14 protein-coding genes are annotated in these 15,097 nt (G+C 72.4%); 11 read left to right on the forward strand and 3 right to left on the reverse strand.

Features of this window, described 5'->3' with window-relative positions:
• Positions 1–1,241, forward strand: a 1,241-nt coding sequence (locus tag B9S57_RS20240; protein ID WP_103516971.1) for an alpha-lytic protease prodomain-containing protein, incomplete at its 5' end; no start/stop codon positions are given.
• Between the two features lie 138 nt (positions 1,242–1,379).
• Here B9S57_RS20240 and B9S57_RS20245 read toward each other — a convergent pair.
• Entirely contained in the window at positions 1,380–3,086 is a 1,707-nt protein-coding gene (locus B9S57_RS20245; RefSeq protein WP_103516972.1) for a bifunctional 3'-5' exonuclease/DNA polymerase, read from the reverse strand.
• Between the two features lie 132 nt (positions 3,087–3,218).
• Between B9S57_RS20245 and B9S57_RS20250 the strand changes: the two genes are divergently transcribed.
• Genes B9S57_RS20250 through B9S57_RS20260 form a run of 3 tightly spaced genes read left to right on the forward strand, consistent with a single transcriptional unit; the run spans position 3,219 to position 7,489 of the window.
• A complete protein-coding gene (locus B9S57_RS20250; RefSeq protein WP_103516973.1) occupies positions 3,219–4,148 on the forward strand; it encodes an NADP-dependent oxidoreductase in 930 nt (309 codons plus the stop codon).
• A 28-nt stretch (positions 4,149–4,176) separates the two neighbouring features.
• The gene (locus tag B9S57_RS20255) at positions 4,177–5,352 is read left to right on the forward strand and encodes a DUF2786 domain-containing protein (protein WP_103516974.1); all 1,176 of its coding nucleotides are present in this window, start codon (positions 4,177–4,179) and stop codon (positions 5,350–5,352) included.
• A gap of 55 nt (positions 5,353–5,407) precedes the next feature.
• Positions 5,408–7,489: an FUSC family protein gene (locus B9S57_RS20260; protein WP_103516975.1), complete on the forward strand. Its 2,082-nt coding sequence runs from the start codon at positions 5,408–5,410 to the stop codon at positions 7,487–7,489.
• Positions 7,490–7,498: 9 nt separating this feature from the next.
• On the opposite strand, the gene B9S57_RS20265 is transcribed toward B9S57_RS20260, so the two are convergent.
• Positions 7,499–7,984 carry a hypothetical protein gene (locus B9S57_RS20265; protein ID WP_103516976.1) on the reverse strand — a complete coding sequence of 162 codons (486 nt, stop codon included), beginning with the start codon at positions 7,982–7,984 and terminating at the stop codon, positions 7,499–7,501.
• Positions 7,985–8,260: 276 nt separating this feature from the next.
• On the opposite strand from B9S57_RS20265, the gene B9S57_RS20270 reads away from it, so the two are divergent.
• Entirely contained in the window at positions 8,261–8,503 is a 243-nt protein-coding gene (locus tag B9S57_RS20270) for a DUF397 domain-containing protein (RefSeq protein ID WP_099173559.1), read from the forward strand.
• 118 nt (positions 8,504–8,621) lie between these two features.
• Here the strand turns inward: B9S57_RS20270 and B9S57_RS20275 are convergent, their stop codons facing one another.
• A complete protein-coding gene (locus tag B9S57_RS20275; RefSeq protein ID WP_103516977.1) occupies positions 8,622–9,158 on the reverse strand; it encodes an ATP-binding protein in 537 nt (178 codons plus the stop codon).
• A 339-nt stretch (positions 9,159–9,497) separates the two neighbouring features.
• Between B9S57_RS20275 and B9S57_RS20280 the strand changes: the two genes are divergently transcribed.
• From B9S57_RS20280 to B9S57_RS20305, 6 genes are all read left to right on the forward strand, one after another.
• Positions 9,498–10,382: a helix-turn-helix transcriptional regulator gene (locus B9S57_RS20280; protein WP_103516978.1), complete on the forward strand. Its 885-nt coding sequence runs from the start codon at positions 9,498–9,500 to the stop codon at positions 10,380–10,382.
• 54 nt (positions 10,383–10,436) lie between these two features.
• Entirely contained in the window at positions 10,437–11,894 is a 1,458-nt protein-coding gene (locus tag B9S57_RS20285; RefSeq protein ID WP_103516979.1) for an aldehyde dehydrogenase family protein, read from the forward strand.
• Positions 11,895–11,990: 96 nt separating this feature from the next.
• Positions 11,991–12,545, forward strand: coding sequence for a DinB family protein (locus B9S57_RS20290; RefSeq protein ID WP_103516980.1), 555 nt, complete (start codon positions 11,991–11,993; stop codon positions 12,543–12,545).
• 20 nt (positions 12,546–12,565) lie between these two features.
• Positions 12,566–13,207, forward strand: coding sequence for a PadR family transcriptional regulator (locus B9S57_RS20295; RefSeq protein ID WP_103516981.1), 642 nt, complete (start codon positions 12,566–12,568; stop codon positions 13,205–13,207).
• Between the two features lie 107 nt (positions 13,208–13,314).
• Positions 13,315–14,277 carry an ATP-binding cassette domain-containing protein gene (locus B9S57_RS20300; protein ID WP_181011415.1) on the forward strand — a complete coding sequence of 321 codons (963 nt, stop codon included), beginning with the start codon at positions 13,315–13,317 and terminating at the stop codon, positions 14,275–14,277.
• On the forward strand, positions 14,274–15,080 hold the full coding sequence (locus B9S57_RS20305) for an ABC transporter permease (RefSeq protein WP_103516983.1): 807 nt from the start codon (positions 14,274–14,276) through the stop codon (positions 15,078–15,080). Before B9S57_RS20300 ends, B9S57_RS20305 begins: the two co-directional genes overlap by 4 nt.
• Positions 15,081–15,097: the final 17 nt, after the last annotated feature.

Raw genomic sequence — 15,097 nt, forward strand, 5'->3', positions numbered from 1 at the left:
CCGCGGACCGGCTCTCGCCGGGCCTGGCCGAAGCCATGCGGCGCGACCTCGGCCTCGACGCCGGCGAGGCGAGGGCCCGCATAGCCGGCGAGTACCGGGCGGCGGCCGTGGCGGCGGCGCTGGAGAAGTCGCTCGGCGCGGACTTCGCCAGCGCCCGGCTGAGCGGCCCCGCCGCCGTCCTCACCGTCGCCACCACCGATCGGGCCGACGTCGCCCGGATCACCGCCGCCGGGGCCCGCGCCGAGGTCGTCGGCCACAGCCTGGACCGCCTCGAAGCGGCCAAGGCGGCGCTGGACGAGGTGGCACTGCGCAAGGCGCCGAAGGACGTGCCGTCCTGGTACGTGGACGTCCGCACCAACCGGCTGGTCGTCAACGCCACCCGTACGGAGGCGGCGGACGTCTTCCTCGCCGCCTCGGGCGTCTCCGGTGACCTCGTGCGGATCGACCGCTCGGCCGAACAGCCCCGCGCCTACGCGGATCTGCGCGGCGGCGACGCGTACTACATGAACGGTTCGGGCCGCTGTTCCATCGGCTTCCCCGTCAGGCGCGGCACCCAGAACGGCTTCGTGACCGCCGGGCACTGCGGGACGCCCGGCGTCACCACCAGCGGGGTCAACCAGCAGGCGCAGGGGTCCTTCCAGGGCTCCACCTTCCCCGGCCGCGACTACGCCTGGGTCGCGGTCAACGCCAACTGGACCCCGCGCGCCCTGGTGAACGGATACGGCAACGGCGATGTGACCGTGACCGGATCCACCCAGGCCGTGGCCGGCTCCTCGGTCTGCCGCTCCGGCTCCACCACGGGCTGGCACTGCGGCACGATCCAGCAGCACGGCAGCAGCGTCACCTACCCGGAGGGCACCATCACCGGCGTGACGCGCACCAGTGTCTGTGCCGAACCCGGTGACTCCGGCGGCTCGTTCATCTCCGGCAGCCAGGCGCAGGGCGTCACCTCCGGCGGCTCCGGGAACTGCTCCCAGGGCGGTACGACGTACTACCAGCCGGTGAACCCGGCCCTGGCCGCGTACGGGCTGACCCTCGTCACCAGCGGTACGCCGACCGATCCGCCCACCGATCCCACGGACCCGCCGACCGAGCCGGGCGGCACATGGGCGGCGGGCACGACGTACGCCACCGGCGCGGTGGTGACGTACGGCGGCGCGAGCTACCGCTGCCTTCAGGGACACCGGGCCCAGGCGGGGTGGCAGCCGCCGAACGTGCCCGCGCTCTGGCAGCGGATCTGACGGGCCGCCGCATCCTGTCTTCCCGCCCGGCCCCGTGGTGGCGGCTCCCCGGGCGGGAAGGCCCTTCCGGGCCGGGCGGGGAGACCCTTCCGGCCCGGGCACCCGCCGCCGTCCGGGCCGCCCACCGGTCCGGGCGGGTTACTTGGCGTCCGAGTAGCGCTCCACGACCGCCGTGCTGAACGGGAAGCGCACCGGCGTCTCCCCGAACGCGACCCGTCCGGCCAGCTCCCCGGCCTCACGGATCGCCTCGACCACCGCGGGGGCCTCCTCGGCCGGGCAGTGCACGATCACCTCGTCGTGCTGGAAGAAGACCAGCTCGGCCCGCATCCCGGCGGAGGCGAGCGTCCGCCGCAGCGCCGCCAGGAGCAGCAGGGCCCACTCCGCGGCACTGCCCTGGACGACGAAATTGCGGGTGAAGCGGCCCCGCGCGCGGGCGTTCGAAGAGGCGTAGCCCGGGGTGAAGCCGGAGGTGTCGGCGCTCTCCCCGGCCGTCGGCTCCTCGCTCTCCTGAGGGATGCCCGCCTCGCCGTCCTCGCCCGCCCCGGCGGCCGGCGGGCTCGTGCGGCCCAGCCAGGTGCGGACGAGCCGCCCCTCCTCGCCGGCCCTCGCCGCGTCGTCGACGTACTCCACGGCGCGGGGGAAGCGCCGTCGCAGCGCCGCCAGGTTCTTCAGGCCGTCGCCCGAGGTCTGCCCGTAGACCGCGCCCAGCAGCGCGAGCTTGGCGTGGTCGCGGTCGCCGTGGAACGCCCGGTCGGAGAGAGCCTTGTAGAGGTCGCCCTCGTGTCCGGCCACCTCCATCAGGCCGCGGTCGCGCGAGATCGCGGCCAGCACCCGCGGCTCCATCTGGTCGGCGTCCGCCACGACCAGCCGCCAGCCCTCGTCGGCGACGACCGCCCGGCGGATCACCTTGGGGATCTGCAGGGCCCCGCCGCCGTTGGTCGTCCAGCGCCCGCTGACCGTGCCTCCCGGCTGGTACCCGGGGCGGAAGCGGCCCTCGCGCACCCAGTCCTGGAGCCAGCTCCAGCCGTGTGCCGTCCAGACGCGGTACAGCTTCTTGTAGCGGACGAGCGGTTCCACGGCCGGGTGGTCGAGCTCCTCCAGCTCCCAGCGCCGGGTCGATCTCACCTTGATCCCGGCCTGGGCGAACGCCTTCACGACATCGGCCGGCAGGTCGGGGCGCACGCGTCTGCCGAAGGCCGCCGACACCTCTTCCGCGGCCTCGGCGAGCCGGCGGGGCTCGCCGCCGCCGGCGTAACGCTCGCCGAGCAGCTCGTCCAGCACCGCGCGGTGCACATCGGCCCGCCAGGGGAGTCCGGACCGGTTCATCTCGGCGGCCACCAGCATGCCCGCGGACTCCGCCGCCGTGAGCAGCCGCATCCTGCCGGGGTGCTCCGTCCCCTCGTGGCGGCGCAGCTGATCCGCGTAGACCTCCAGGAGCGCGCCGAACGGCAGGTCGGTGCCGGAGCGGGGCTCGAAGAGGGAGGACTGGTATCCCGGCTCGGCCGACCGCGGCGGCGGATCGGGGGGCACCGGGGCGTTGCGCAGCCGGGCCCAGGCCGCAGCCGCGGAACGGGGCTCCCCGAGCCGACCCTCGTGACCGAGGAGCAGCAGCTCGGCGCACTCGATGTCGTAGCACCGCTCGACCCGCACGCCCGCCGCGAGCAGCCGGGGATAGATCCCGGCGGTCGAACGCCAGACCCAGCGGACCACCTCGGGGCGGGAGCGGACGGACTCGACGAGGTCCGGCTCGGCCAGGACGGGGCCGTCGGGCAGGCCGTCGCGCGCCAGCGGCACGAGGAGTGCGCCGCCGTCCTCCGCGCCGGCGAGTGCCCAACGTTCGGTCATGGGCCGAGTCTTGCATCCGGCACTGACAGCGGGCCCGGCTCGCCGGGCGGGCGCGCCCGTCCGGCGCGAGGATCGAGGTGCGGGGCGCGGCTGCGCGCGCCGGGAACACGGCAGGCGGCGGAGGAGACGGTGATGGAAGCGATCGTGTACGAGGAGTTCGGCGGCCCCGAGGTCCTGCGCCAGGTCCGGGTCGAGGACGTCCACGCCGGCCCCGGTCAGATCCGGGTGGCGGTCAGGGCCGCCGGGGTCAATCCGGTCGATCACAAGATCCGCAACGGCTGGATGGAGGCGGCCTTTCCCACCCCGCTGCCCGCCACACCCGGAGTCGAGTTCGCCGGAGTCGTCGACGAGACGGGAGCGGGCGTCACGGAGTTCGCGGTGGGCGACGAGGTCCTCGGGCGGAGCGCCACCGGGGCGTACGCGGAGTACGTCCTGGCGGACGTGGGCGTGGTGGCCCGCAAACCGGAGGTCCTGGGGTGGGCGGAGGCGGCCGCGCTGCCCCTCGCGACGGCCACCGCGGTCCGGGTGCTGGACGAACTGGAGGTCTCCGAGGGCGAGACCCTGCTGCTGCACGGTGCGTCCGGAGCCGTCGGTTCCGCCGCGGTCCAGCTGGCCGTGGCCCGGGGCGCCACCGTCGTCGGGACCGCTTCACCGGCCAACCACGACTACCTGCGGGTGCTGGGCGCGGTCCCGGTGGCCTACGGGGAGGGGCTGGTGAAGCGGGTGCGGGAGGCCGCGCCCCAGGGCGTGGACGCGGTGTTCGACGTCGTCGGCAAGGGGGCGCTCGCCGACTCGGTGGAGTTGCGCGGGGGCACGGCGGACCGGATCGCCACCATCTCCGACCCGGACGCGGCGCACTTCGGCGTGGCCTTCTCCGCGGGCGGCGGGAACAGTCCCGACGAGGGCAGGCGGCTCGGAGGGTACGCGCAGGCGGCGTCGGTCGGCGGACTGCGTATCCCGGTCGAACGGACCTTCCCGCTCCGTGAGGCGGCGCGCGCCCAGGAGCTGAGCGAGGCCGGGCACGTGCGCGGCAAGCTGGTGCTGCTCCCCGGGGAGCACTGAGCGGCGGGGCGCCGCCTACCCTGGCCGCATGGAATCGGTGATCGACCGGGCGTGCGCCGCGGCCCTCTACTCGGACGGCGACGCGGGCCTGGACACCGGCGCCTCCCTGCTCGCCGCGGATCCGTCCGCCGACGAGGAGCTGCACCGCCGGGGCGAGGAGTTCGTCCGGCGGGCCTGGGCACGGGGCTGGCAGCCCGCCGACGTCGTCCGGGCCGTCCGGCGTGAGCTGGAGGAGCCGGGCGGCGCGCTGGTCTCGGCCCTGATCACGGCGGAGACGGCGGGGTACGGTCAGCTGCCCCCGCGCTGGGCCGACCAGCTCGCCGCGATGCCCGTCCCGGCGCCGCGCAACCGTCCCGACCGCTTCACCTACGCCTCCGCGCTCCTGGAGCTGTACCGGCTGCTGCTGAGGCTGCCGGTGATCGAGCCGGTCGGGCCGCAGCCCGGCACCTCCGCCGCGGGCGCACCGCACGGCCCGCCCGCGCACGGCGAGCCCCGCATGCTCACCCGCATCAGGGCGCTGCTCGCCAAGGCGGAGGCGACCGGTTTCCCCGAGGAGGCCGAGGCGCTGACGACCAAGGCGCAGGAGCTGATGGCCCGGCACAGCATCGACGAGGCGCTCCTCGCGGCCCGTACCCGGAGTGCCGGGACGCCGGGCGCCGTCCGGATCGGGGTCGACGCGCCGTACGAGAGCGCGAAGGCGGTCCTGCTCGACTCGGTCGCGTCGGCGAACCGTTGCCGGGCGGTGTGGAACAGCGACCTCGGCTTCACCACGGTCGTCGGCTTCGAGCCCGACCTGGAGGCCGTGGAGCTGCTCTTCACCTCTCTGCTGGTCCAGGGGACCTCCGCGATGACCAAGGCGGAGGCCGGGCAGCGGGCGGGCGGGCGTAAGCGGACCAAGACCTTCCGGCAGTCCTTCCTGATGGCGTACGCCCAGCGGCTGGGCAGTCGTCTCACGGCGGACACCGCGCGGGTCACCGCCGCGGCGGGATCCGAGGGCTCCGACAGCACCGACGGCGGATCCGGAGCGCTGCTGCCCGTCCTGGCCGCCCGGGACGTCGCTGTGACCGACACCGCGGAGCGGATGTTCCCCCGGACCACCACGACGCGGTTGCGCGGGGCGACGGACGCCGAGGGCTGGAACCACGGAACGGCTGCGGCCGACCGGGCCAGGATGGGCGGAAGCGGGCCCGGAATCCGCCCATAGATCGGGTGGTGCGGCATAAGCCGGAGTTGCAGGGGAATCCGGCTAGGCTCGGTCCATGAGCTGGCTCCGGGCGCTGAGGGAGACCGCCCGCTCGGGGCTGACGATCGAGCGGCGGCGTCTCGAACCGCTCATCGCGCTGCGCGGCGCCGCGGGGCTCGCCCTCGTGATCGGGGTGAGCCTGGCGTTCTTCGGGCCGGTGATCGCCGCCGGCTCCGCCTTCGGCGCGTTCCAGGCGGCCATCGCCACGTTCCAGCGCAGCTGGCGACCCCGGCCCGTGCTCGCCCTGGTCTCCGGAGCCAGCCTGGCCGTGTCGACGTTCGTCGGCTACGTCACCGCCTCGCACATCGTGGTGTTCCTCCCCCTCCTGGTCCTCTGGACGTTCGCCGCCGGGATGACCTGGGCGGCGGGACCGACGGGCGGCATCATCGCCGGATCCAACGTCGCGATCATGCTGGTCACGATCACCCTGCCCACCTCGGTGGCGGACGCCGCCACACACGCCGGGATGATGGCGTTCGGCGGACTGGTGCAGGCGGCGCTGATCGTGCTGTTCCCGGTGCGCAGATGGGGGGCCCAGCGCGACGCGCTCGCCGACGCACTCGAGGGCGAGGCCGACTACGCCCGCAGACTCCGGCACGACCCGGTCGCGCCCTTCGACCCCGTACCGCTGATGACCGCGCGCAACGCCGCAGCCGTCACCCCGCGCCAGGCCCGGCGGCGCCCCGCCGACCTGCACGGAGCGCGCGGGGTCGCCGAACGGCTGCGGCCGGTCCTCGCCTCGCTGGCGGACCCCGCCCTGGGGGTTCCGGCCGAGGGCCCGGAGCGCTACTGGGCGCAGGAGATCCTCGGCGCCGCCGGGTCCCTGCTCGACTCCGCGGCCCGGGCGGTGCGTCACGGCGACCCCGTCCGCCTGGACGAGACGGCGCTCTCGGTGCTGAAGTCCCCCGACACCGAGGTCATCCTCACCGGCCCGCCCAAGCGGGCCGCCGACCGGCTGGCCTCCCTGCTGGGTGACGTCATCGAGATCGCCGAGGGCACCGGTACGGACGACAGGACGCCGGGGGAGCCGCTCGTCCCGCACCGCCGCCGGCCGACCCTGCTGCGGCTGATCCCCGTCGTCTACCGCTCCATGCGCCGCGAACTGCGGCGCGGGTCGATGATCCTGCGCCACGCGATCCGGGTGTCGGCGGTGTCCGGCGCGGGCTACCTCATGGGGGTGGCCCTGCCGTTCGGCCACGGCTACTGGGCGCCGATGACCGCAGTGATGGTGATGCGCCCCGAGTTCACCCAGACGTACTCACGCTCCGTGGCCCGCTTCATGGGCACGGTGATCGGTGTGGCCGTCGCCACCGGGATCGTCCAGGCCGCCCATCCGGGCGTGGCGTTCTCCGCCCTGCTCGCCGTGGTGAGCGCGGGGGTGATGTACCTGCTGATGCGGACGGGATACGCGGTCAGCCAGATCGGTGCCTCGGCCTATGTGGTCTTCCTGCTCGGCATGGCCGGCGACGACTGGTCGCAGACCGTGCCCGAGCGGGTCGTCCTGACCCTCGTCGGGGGGCTCCTCGCGATGATCTCGTACGCGGTCTACCCGGCCTGGGAGACCCCGCGACTGCGCGATCGGCTGGCCGGCTGGGTGACCACGGACGGGCGTTACGCCGCCACGGTCCTCGACCGGTACGCCGATCCCGCGTCCAGGACCCTGGAGGACGTGCGCACCGCCCTGCTCACCACCCGGGAGGCCCGCGTCGCCTGGCAGGAGGCGCTGGACAGGGCCCAGTACGAGCCCGTCCGCCACCGCGGCATCTCCCGGACCTCCGCCGCGGACGCGCAGGACGCGCTCGCCCAGTTCGGCCGGGTCGCGATGCTGATGGAGGCCCACCTGCCCGCCGCGTCCGCCACTCCCGTCCCCGAGGCGGCCGAGCTGGCCGACGTGGTGCGCCGGGTCACCGAGGAGGGTGCGAAGGCGGTACGGGAGCGTCGCGTCCCGGACTGGGAGGAGTTCAGGCAGACGCTGGCGCGCAGGGACGCCGCCCCGGGTCCGCCGCCCGACTCCTTCGTACGCAACGGAGCCACCCTGCTGCTCCGCGCCCTGGAGGACTTCTCGCGGGCGCTGGAGATCAGCAGCGGGCGGGCGTAGGGAGCGGAGTCAGGCCGAGGGCGCCTCGGGCGGGCCGGTCGGCAGCTTGTCGGGATCGGTCCTGGCGAGGGTGTCCTCGGCCCCGGCGCCCCAGGAGACGACGAGCTTGTCGCCGTCGACGGACTCGACGGCCCCCTTCGTCCGGTCGGTGTTCCCGTCGAGGCACTTGAGGGTGAGCGTCACCTCGCCGGTGTCCTTCACCTCGCCCTGGCAGACGTGCTGGTCGGCGACGAGCGCCACCTTGCCGGAGGTGACCGACAGGACGACGGGCGAGCCGTCGGACGTGCTCGTCCAGGTGCCATCGAGGGCCGCGACGCCCGGACCCGGGGTTCCCGTGTCCTGGCCGTCGCCGGTGGGCGGCGCGCTCTGTCCCGTGCGCCGTCCGGCGGCCGGCGCGTCGTCCGGGGCGGGGCCGTCACCACTGCAGGCGGCCAGTACACACATGGCTGCGAGACCGGCTGCGGCGAGAGCGCCGGAGCGCGGAAGCCTGTCCATATGGAGTTCCCCTTGTGGATTCACGGCCGGAAGTCCGCGCCAAACTACCAGGACCGCACAGAACAACTCCGCGAAACGGGAGCCAAATTGGCGTGCCGTTCGTCTGTTCCTCATAGAGGTTGGGGGAAGGGTGGACGGACCGCCCGGGCGGATCAGGGGAAACTGTAATCGCGTGCGCACCCGGCGTGCACGTGCATCTGCTCATGCATTGGCATATGAACACAGCTATGATCCGAGCTAGTTGACACTTGCACCTTGCAACTCGGGGAGCGTCCTGTGCACCACGTGTACAACGGCATGGCGGCCACAGAGCTTCGCGGGGTCGTCTGGCAGAAGAGCAGACACAGCAACTCCCAGGGATCATGCGTGGAGTTCGCGAAACTGCCCGGAGGGAATGTGGCGATGCGGAACTCGCGCCATCCCGACGGGCCCGCACTCGTCTATACGCCGGCCGAGATCGAGGCGTTGCTGCTGGGCGTCAAGGACGGGGAGTTCGACCACCTGGCCGCGGGCGCCTGACCGCGCGTCCGTCTGACCGCGTGTCCTGACCGCGGGACCGCCCGCCCTGGGCACGCGTCCGCCCGGCCGGTCGCACACCGAAGGCGAGCTCCGTACCCGTCCGGTGCCGGGGGCGCGCCTAGAGGCTGTCGGGGAACGCGTCGAGCGGAACGGGCTCCGGGGCCGCGTGGTCCGTCAGCCGGAACAGGGCCCAGACCACCTTGCCGAAGCCTCCGTCGGGTGTCGTGTCACCGACCGGTACGGGGGAGGGGTGCCAGCCCCAGCAGTCGCTGAACGACTCGACGAGGAACAGGCCCCGGCCGGATTCGGCCGAATCCGGAGCCTGGCCCGCCACCGGCCCCTTCTCGCTCGGGTCGCGCACCGCGCACACCAGGCGCGAGGCCCAGCGCATCAGGTGCAGCCGCACGGTGGTGTCCTGCCGCTCCCGCGCGGCATCGGCCGGCAGGGCGTGCCGCAACGCGTTGGTGACCAGCTCCGACACGACCAGGGCGACGTCGTCGAAGTGGTCGCCCAGGTCCCAGGAGGTCAGCGTCGTACGGGTGAACCGCCGTGCCCCGCCCACCGCTTCGTACCGGGCCGGCAGCGCGCAGGTGGCCGAGCCCGCGACCGCCGAGGGGTCGATGGGTGGAAGCCCCTGCCGTAACGGCTCGAGCATCGTCGATCCATTCGTCCCCATGCGAGGCACTCCCGGGATTCGCGGCTGTAGCGGCATTGCTTGATGCGGGCACTGCGGGTACAGCGGCACAACACGAACGAGCACGCAGGTGCGCGAGGACCATGGTTCCCAATGCGCACGGCAGATGCAAGGGCAGATGCACGTGCACGCGCCTGATCTGACCGGTAGCGTGCTGGTTCGGACTCATTTCTTCCGCTTCATAGTTTTGGAGCTTTCGGAAAGTCTTGCCATTTCTGTAATCGAATGAGTACGGGCTGAAGCGTTTTGGTGGCAGAATCCGCCTCCGGGGTTCGGGGGAGCTCCGGAGTACGGGAAGCGATGGGGAGGGCTGGGAAGCCGGTGTCGGCAGGCGAGTCGAGTGGTTCCGTGGTGCGGCGCATCCTGCTGGGCTCACAGCTCAGGCGCCTGCGCGAGTCGCGAGGCATCACCCGTGAGGCGGCCGGCTACTCCATCCGCGCCTCCGAATCGAAGATCAGCCGCATGGAGTTGGGACGGGTGAGCTTCAAGGCCAGGGACGTCGAGGACCTGCTCACGCTGTACGGAGTCACGGACGAGGTGGAGCGGGACTCGCTCCTCGGCCTGGCCCGTGAGGCCAACGTGGCGGGCTGGTGGCACAGTTACGGCGATGTGCTGCCCGGCTGGTTCCAGACGTATATCGGTCTGGAGGGGGCGGCTTCGCTCATCCGGATCTATGAAGTCCAGTTCGTCCACGGTCTGTTGCAGACCGAGGCCTACGCCCACGCGGTCGTCGCGCGCGGCATGCCGGGTGCACCGGCGGCCGAGATCGACCGGAGGGTCGCGCTGCGGCTTGCGCGGCAGAAGGCGCTCGTCTCCGAGCGTGCCCCCCGCTTCCACGCCGTGCTGGACGAGGCGGCATTGCGCCGTCCGTACGGCGGCCGCGAAGTGATGCGTGCGCAGTTGCGGCACCTGATCGACATGTCGGAGCAGCCGAACATCACCCTCCAGGTGATGCCCTTCAGTTTCGGCGGCCACGCCGGTGAAAGCGGGGCATTCACGATGCTGCGCTTCCCCGAATCCGACCTGTCGGACATTGTCTATCTGGAGCAGCTGACAAGTGCGCTCTATCTGGACAAGGCAGAAGAAGTCGCCCAGTACGAAAAGGCCATGGTCCGGCTCCACGAGGACAGCCCGGGCCCGGAGGAGAGCCGGGATCTTCTCCGGGGACTCCTTCAACTGACTTGAATCGACAGTACGATGACAGACCGACAGGAGTCTGCGCCTGCAGTAAGGGATTGCATGTCCTTCCTCAGTGAACTGGCCCACCAGTACATCGACGGCGAGTGGCTGACCGGCAACGGTGAGTGGGACATCATTGATTTCAATCCCTACAACGGCGAAAAACTCTGCTCGATCACCGTGGCCACCGCGGCGGAAGTCGACCGTGCCTATCGGGCGGCCGAACGGGCGCAGCGGGAATGGGCGACGGTCGGTCCTCATGAGCGGCGGGCGGTTCTGGAGAACGCCGTACGGCTCGTCGGGGAACGCCGGGACGACATAGCCGAGCTGATCGTCGAGGAACTCGGCGGCACCCGTCCGAGGGCCGAGTACGAGGTGCGTGCCGCGCAGGAGTTCCTGCGGGAGGCAGCAGGGCGGGCGACGCGCCCCCTGGCCGGACTGCTGCCCTCGCTGGCCGACGGCAAGGAGAACCGTGTCTACCGGCTGCCCGTCGGGGTCGTCGGTGTGATCAGCGCCTTCGACTTCCCCTTCCTGGTGACGGTGAAGACGGTCGCACCCGCGCTCGCCCTCGGGAACGCGGTGGTGGTGAAGCCCCATCAGAACGCGCCGATCGCCGGCGGCGCCCTGGTGGCCCGGATCTTCGAGGACGCGGGCCTGCCCGCCGGACTCCTCAACGTCGTGGTCACCGACAGCGCCGAGATCGGTGACGGATTCATCGAGCACCCCGTGCCCAAGGTGATCTCGTTCACCGGCTCCGACCGGGTCGGCCGTCATGTGGCCGCCGTCGCCGCCGGGCTGTTCAAGCGGACGATCCTCGAACTGGGCGGCAACAGCGCCCTGGTCGTGCTGGAGGACGCCGACCTCGAACACGCGGTCCGGGCGGCCGTCTACAGCCGCTTCCTGTTCCAGGGGCAGGTCGGCATGGCCGCCAACCGCATCCTGGTGGACCGTTCGGTGGAGAAGGAGTTCACCGAGCGTTTCACGGCCGCGGTCTCCGCCCTGCCGACGGGAGACCCACGGGACCCCGGTACCCGTATCGGCCCTGTCATCAGCGCCTTCCAGGCCGAGGCGCTCACCGCGCTGGTCGACGGGGCGATCGCGGAGGGCGCCACCGCGCTCGTCCGGGGCCGCACGCGCGGCAACCTCGTCGAACCCACCGTGCTGACGGGGCTGCCCGAAGGGTCACCGCTGCTCGAGCAGGAGATCTTCGGGCCCGTGGCGCTGCTGCTGCCCTTCGACGGCGAGGACGACGCCGTGCGCCTCGTCAACGACAGCCCCTACGGCCTGAGCGGCGCCGTCCACACGGCGGACGCCGAGCGCGGTGTGCGGTTCGCGCGGCGCATCACCGGGGGGATGTTCCACGTCAACGGTGCCACCGTGCAGGACGATCCGGCGGTCGCCTTCGGGGGCGAGAAGAGCTCCGGCATGGGGCGGCTGAACGGTGAGGCGGCGGTGGAGGCGTTCACCACCCGGAAGTGGATCTCCGTGCAGCACGGGCGCACGGTCTTTCCCTTCTGACGCGGTCCGTGGCGGACAGGATCCGACCTGATGGATCGCTACGTTGACGTCAGCAGGCAGGCGAGCAGACGTCCAGCCCGACCGAAGGCAGGCACCATGGTCACCCACGTTCCCTCGGAGGCTCCCGGCGACGAGCGCGGTGCGCTCCTGGCCTTCGTCGAGGCACAGCGGGGCGCGGTCCGACGCTCCGTGCTCGGCCTCTCCGAGAAGGAGGCCGCGAGCCGTCCCGGCGTCAGCGATCTCTCGCTCTCCGGGCTGCTCAAGCACGTCGCCGAGACGGAGCTGAACTGGCTGCGGATGGCGCAGCGGCGTCCGAACGACAAGGCCCGGAATGCCGAGACCTGGGCCGACGGCTTCCGGCTCGTGGGCGACGAGACGGTCCCGCAGATGCTGGAGTTCTGGGCGAAGGTCGCCGTGGAGACGGAGGAGTTCATCCGCCGTGACGTCGGCAGCATGGACGACACCTTCCCGCTGCCCCAGGCGCCCTGGTTCCCCGAGGACGCGCGATGCTCCATGCGCTGGCTGCTGATCCACCTCGTCGAGGAGATCGGCCGTCACGCGGGACACGCCGACATCCTCAGGGAGACGCTCGACGGCAGGACGGCCCGCGATCTCGTCGCCGAAGAGGCGGGCTACCCTAGTCAAAGTTGATTACAAAGGGTAGGGGTGCTATGTCGGCGATCCGTCTCCTGGTCCTGGGGGCCGTGCGCCAGCACGGCCGCGCGCACGGCTACCAGGTGCGCAACGACCTGGAGTACTGGGGCGCCCACGAGTGGTCCAACGCCAAGCCCGGATCGATCTACCACGCGCTCAAGCAGATGGCGAAGCAGGGACTGCTGATCGCCCATGAGGTCGCCCCGTCCACGGCCGGCGGCCCGCCCCGCACCGAGTACGAGATCACCGACCGGGGAGCCGAGGAGTACTTCACCCTGCTGCGCGCCTCTCTGACCGCGTACGACGAGGGTGTGGACGTGCTCTCGGCGGGCATCGGCTTCATCGTCGACCTGGAGCGGGCCGAGGCGGTGGCGCTCCTGAGGGCGCGCATCGTGGCCATCGAGGGGTGGAGGGCCTCGGTGACGGAGCACTACACCCCGGCCGAGGGGCCGGAGGCGCTCGGCCACATCGGCGAGATCATGAACATGTGGGTCCACTCGGCGGATGCGGGGGCGGAGTGGACCCGGGGTCTGATCGCGCGGATCGAGGCCGGGGCGTACACCTTCTCGGGCGAGGGGGAGCCCTTCGTCGGAGTGCTCTCCGAGGGGCAGGAGAACCCCTACGCGACAGGGGTCACCGACCCGGGGGACTCCAAGTAATCAAGTTTGACGAATGGCATCGGCGGGTCTACTTTTGCCCTGCTAGTCAAGTTTGACTACATCGTTGCGGCTCTGAGGCCGTGAGGCGGGGAGGACGGGTGGACAGCGTGAGCGACGCGATCGTCGTCGAGGCAGTGCACAAGCGGTACGGAGGGAAACCCGCCCTGGACGGGCTGGACCTCGCGGTCCGCAAGGGGGCGGTCCACGGGGTCCTCGGGCCGAACGGGGCGGGCAAGACCACCGCCGTACGGGTGCTGACGACCCTGCTGCGGCACGACGAGGGGCGTGTGGAGGTGGCGGGGTTCGACGTGAGGTCCGAGGCCGCCGAGGTCAGGCGGCGGATCGGGCTGCTCGGCCAGCACGCGGCAGTGGACGAGGAGCTCGGCGGCCGGCAGAACCTGGAGATGTTCGGCCGCCTGTACCACCTGGGCGCACGCCGGGCGGGCCTGCGGGCCGACGAGCTCCTGGAGAGGTTCGGACTGGCGGACACCGGCCGCACGGCGGTCAAGCGGTACAGCGGGGGCATGCGCCGGCGCCTCGACCTGGCCGCCTCCCTGATCACCGACCCGGAGGTGCTCTTCCTGGACGAGCCCACCACCGGGCTCGATCCCCGGGGGCGGGCCGAGGTGTGGAGCGCGGTCCGCTCCCTGGCGGCCGGGGGCACCACCGTCCTGCTGACCACGCAGTACCTGGAGGAGGCGGACCAGCTGGCCGACAGGATCTCGGTGATCGACGGCGGCCGGGTCATCGCGGAGGGCACGGCCGACCGGCTCAAGGCGAGGGTCGGCGGTGACCGCATCGACGTCGTCGTCCGCGACGCGGGCCGGCTCGGTGAAGCGGCCGCTCTGTTCGGCGAGGGCGTCATCACCGACGCGGACCGGCGGCTGCTCCGCGCACCCGCCCCGGACCGCATGGCGGCCCTGACCCGGACCGTGCGGGCGCTGGAGGAGGCGGGCATCGAGGCGGAGGACATCGCGGTGCGCCGGCCGACGCTGGACGAGGTGTTCCTCTCCCTCACCGGGGGCGGCGCCGGGGCAGGCGCACCCACGGGAGTGGAGGTGGCGGCATGAGTACGGCGACGGCGGGACAGGGACGTGTCGGATGGGCGCTGGCCGACTCCTGGACGATGACCCGGCGCGAGCTGGCGCACTGGGCGCGGCAGCCGGTCCAGGTGCTCGTCGGCCTGGTCTTCCCGGTGATGCTGCTCCTGATGTTCAACTACCTGGTGGGCGGCGGTTCCGGGGTCGACGGGGACCACACCGACTTCCTGGTGCCCGGCATGCTCGCGCTGACCATGGCCTTCGGCCTGGAGGGCACGATGCTGGCCGTCACCCAGGACCTGAACAAGGGCGTCATCGACCGTTTCCGCTCCATGCCGATGGTCTCGGGTGCGGTCCTGGTCGGGCGGAGCGCCGCCGACATGCTCCAGTCGGTGGCCGCGCTGGCCGTGATGACGGGAGTCGGACTCGCCCTCGGCTGGCGCTGGCACGAGGGCACGGCTGCCGCCCTGGCCGCGCTGGGCCTGCTGCTCCTGCTGCGGTTCGCGATGCTCTGGATCGGCATCCACCTCGCGATGGTGGCGGGCCGTCCGGAGATGGTGCAGGCCGTGCAGATCCTGGTCTGGCCGGTGGGCTTCCTCTCCAACGTCTTCGCCTCGCCGGGGTCGATGCCGGGCTGGCTGGGAGTCACCGTCGAGTGGAACCCGATGTCCGCCACGGCCGCAGCGGTCCGGGGCCTGTTCGGCAACCCGGGCGGAGCCTCGGGCTCCTGGGCCGCCGAACACGCCGGACTGCTCGCCGTGGTCTGGCCGGTGGCACTGCTCGCGGTGTTCCTCCCCCTGGCGGTGCGGAGGTTCGCGCGGCTCAGCCGCTGACCGGAGCCCTGGCGCCC

This window comes from Streptomyces sp. SM10 (assembly GCF_002910915.1).
GTDB lineage: Bacteria > Actinomycetota > Actinomycetes > Streptomycetales > Streptomycetaceae > Streptomyces.

What these genes read in the sequence shown, in the direction of transcription:
- B9S57_RS20265 (WP_103516976.1), bottom strand. Translation starts at nt 7,984, where the DNA reads ATGGACAGGCTTCCGCGCTCCGGCGCTCTCGCCGCAGCCGGTCTCGCA.
- B9S57_RS20285 (WP_103516979.1), top strand. Translation starts at nt 10,437, where the DNA reads ATGTCCTTCCTCAGTGAACTGGCCCACCAGTACATCGACGGCGAGTGG.
- B9S57_RS20290 (WP_103516980.1), top strand. Translation starts at nt 11,991, where the DNA reads ATGGTCACCCACGTTCCCTCGGAGGCTCCCGGCGACGAGCGCGGTGCG.
- B9S57_RS20295 (WP_103516981.1), top strand. Translation starts at nt 12,566, where the DNA reads ATGTCGGCGATCCGTCTCCTGGTCCTGGGGGCCGTGCGCCAGCACGGC.
- B9S57_RS20260 (WP_103516975.1), top strand. Translation starts at nt 5,408, where the DNA reads ATGAGCTGGCTCCGGGCGCTGAGGGAGACCGCCCGCTCGGGGCTGACG.
- B9S57_RS20275 (WP_103516977.1), bottom strand. Translation starts at nt 9,158, where the DNA reads ATGCTCGAGCCGTTACGGCAGGGGCTTCCACCCATCGACCCCTCGGCG.
- B9S57_RS20245 (WP_103516972.1), bottom strand. Translation starts at nt 3,086, where the DNA reads ATGACCGAACGTTGGGCACTCGCCGGCGCGGAGGACGGCGGCGCACTC.
- B9S57_RS20305 (WP_103516983.1), top strand. Translation starts at nt 14,274, where the DNA reads ATGAGTACGGCGACGGCGGGACAGGGACGTGTCGGATGGGCGCTGGCC.
- B9S57_RS20255 (WP_103516974.1), top strand. Translation starts at nt 4,177, where the DNA reads ATGGAATCGGTGATCGACCGGGCGTGCGCCGCGGCCCTCTACTCGGAC.
- B9S57_RS20280 (WP_103516978.1), top strand. Translation starts at nt 9,498, where the DNA reads ATGGGGAGGGCTGGGAAGCCGGTGTCGGCAGGCGAGTCGAGTGGTTCC.
- B9S57_RS20250 (WP_103516973.1), top strand. Translation starts at nt 3,219, where the DNA reads ATGGAAGCGATCGTGTACGAGGAGTTCGGCGGCCCCGAGGTCCTGCGC.